2 protein-coding genes and 1 pseudogene are annotated in these 2,279 nt (G+C 36.2%); 2 read left to right on the top strand and 1 reads right to left on the bottom strand.

Features of this window, described 5'->3' with window-relative positions; genetic code table 11:
• The first annotated feature begins 499 nt into the window (after nt 1-499).
• Nucleotides 500-730 carry an RNPP family C-terminal domain-containing protein gene (locus HP456_RS25700; protein WP_376766249.1) on the top strand — a complete coding sequence of 77 codons (231 nt, stop codon included), beginning with the start codon at nt 500-502 and terminating at the stop codon, nt 728-730.
• A 432-nt stretch (nt 731-1,162) separates the two neighbouring features.
• Here HP456_RS25700 and HP456_RS23005 read toward each other — a convergent pair whose 3' ends face one another.
• Nucleotides 1,163-1,753 carry a YdhK family protein gene (locus HP456_RS23005; protein ID WP_172255403.1) on the bottom strand — a complete coding sequence of 197 codons (591 nt, stop codon included), beginning with the start codon at nt 1,751-1,753 and terminating at the stop codon, nt 1,163-1,165.
• A gap of 150 nt (nt 1,754-1,903) precedes the next feature.
• Here HP456_RS23005 and HP456_RS23000 point away from each other — a divergent pair.
• Nucleotides 1,904-2,279 (top strand): annotated as a pseudogene (locus HP456_RS23000) (two-component sensor histidine kinase); the annotation flags it as partial.

The raw sequence follows: 2,279 nt of genomic DNA, 5'->3' as shown, positions 1-2,279 counted from the left end.
TAGTTTTCATTTGTTCATCCCCCTTCGTTTTTATCCGTTCTATTATTATTATATTGTCGAATAGGGAGCCTGTCATTGGGGGGAATTCACCTTGCTTAATATGGATTATTGTTGTCTAAAATATGCAGAATACTCACGCATTTACATAATTAACAAACTCTAAGTAAACATACAGGGCCTAAAGTCCTGTAACTTTACTCCTGTTAAATTTGGGGCGAAAAGGCTCCAATAACCTAGTAAAATACAGTTTTGTGTAATAATAATGAGATTAATAAAATAACCGTACCCGTGAAAATTTAGGCACGGGTACAGATATTTTTTATTAGTTTGTAAGTCTTAATTACTCTTTTTCTTAATTAAGTGTCTTCCATTTAAATTTCGAGATCTTTCAGTTCGTATAATTTATGGTTCTTATTAAATAATTCTCTTTAATATAACTGAAACTTTTCTCAACGACGTTACCATTGTGATTAATAATGAATTAAATTAAGTAGGATTAATAGATAATCATTACTACTACAGTTTTTTAAAATGGATAAACACAATTGCAAGATTTAAATTAAACAAACTTAATTGTCAAGAAAGTGTTGAAACATTAAAAGCTATAACCGATACAAACGAATTAATATTGCGGCATGATTTACTGGCCCTCCGAATTCTTCACAGCGTTGCCACTATTTATGCAGAATTTGTCCCAGCCAATAAGTTGACTGCACTACTTTTGTTGTAAAATAATCACCTAAAATGTTATGAGTTTCTCATTTTCTTGATCGATTTGCAGCACTTCTTCAAATGATACAATCCCAGTCCCTTCCCTTGAACGTTCTAATTTTTTCTAGTATTTTCACTACTGTTTCCCGATCTGCATACTCCGTACTGAACGAATTTACCAATGAGTGTTTATTCATGATGTATAAAGTAAACCATCCAACGTCACTTCTGAAAAGATACCTTTAATAGAGTCGCTTTTAAGCCACGAATCTTAAGAAATCGGCAAACTGGACATGGCAGGTGCCATGTCCAGCATAGAAGTAGAAAAATAACCTGAATACCCCGCATCCGGTTTACACCGATGTCTGTAAAGAATGACAATGAGTCAGACAGCATGAAAAGCGAGATATAGAACTAATTATTTATGTCCCAACGCGAGGGAAAGGCTTATTTATTCTGCTGGTGACAATTCACTTTCTGTAACCCACTTATGATTTCTCACCTTTTCTCCTCCGTCAGTCGGAGTGTAATCCACCATATAGACCGTCATTTCTTCTGCAGAGTCAATTGTTGCAGCCGCCCCGTCCATCCCTTTCATATGGTCCGCATTCAACACGACCTCGTCACCTGGTTTATAAGGTTCTTCACCTGGGTCCTCGAACTCTTCATGTATGACCCATTTGTGATTTTTCACTTTTTCTCCACCCGTTGAAGGAGTATACGTAACTGTATAGACTACCGTGTCATAAGCCCCTGAAATTACAGCCTCCGCACCTTTCATTCCAGGCATATGGTCCGCTTGAAGAATGGCTTTATTTCCTACTGGATAAGTTGGATCCTCTGCTTTTTCCAGGCCTTCCGGCACTTCACCGGAACTGGAATGATTCATCTCACCGTGGTTCATTTCTTCTGTTTCTTCCGTCTTCTCATTATCATTATCGGTTTCTTTGTTTCCCATGTTTTCTTCGTTATTATTAGAACAAGCTCCCAGTAAGAGAAGTAGTAATGTAACGAATAATAGTAAAGAACGATTTTTGATCATGTTGATTCCTCCTTATAAATGGTCAATAAAAATTCTACCCTGAAACTATGCAGAATATATGTAGGAGCCAAAATACGATAAAAAAGTAATAACTGCAAACTTTCTTCAAAAAAAATGATTAATATAGTTAGTAGTGCAGAATTGAGGCTGATGATGAAAATTTCAACGAAATTGACTTTGTATTTTACGATCACAGTATTTATATTGGAAGTTTTTATATTGTTTTTTCTTCATGAAAGTATTGTGAACAGCCGGATCCGGGAAGAAGTGAACTCCATTCAATCAAGAGGCGAAAGCCACCATGATGTATTGGAAGATCATTACTCCCGGCAAACACTGGAGCATATTGCCCTGATGGAATCGAAAACAGATACGACTGTTGTCGTTACGGATAATCAAATGGAGCCGATCATTGCCTCTGACAGAATTCTTCCTGAAATGGAACAAATAATCGATAAAACATCATTGAATTCATCTTTTTATCCGAACAGCCGTATTTTAGAGGATAATTACCGAAAGAACGATT

Origin of the sequence: Bacillus haikouensis (genome assembly GCF_013179555.1) — a bacterium.
GTDB classification, from domain to species: Bacteria; Bacillota; Bacilli; order Bacillales; family Bacillaceae_B; genus Rossellomorea; species Rossellomorea haikouensis_A.
This window is presented reverse-complemented; position numbering and strand designations above follow the sequence as displayed.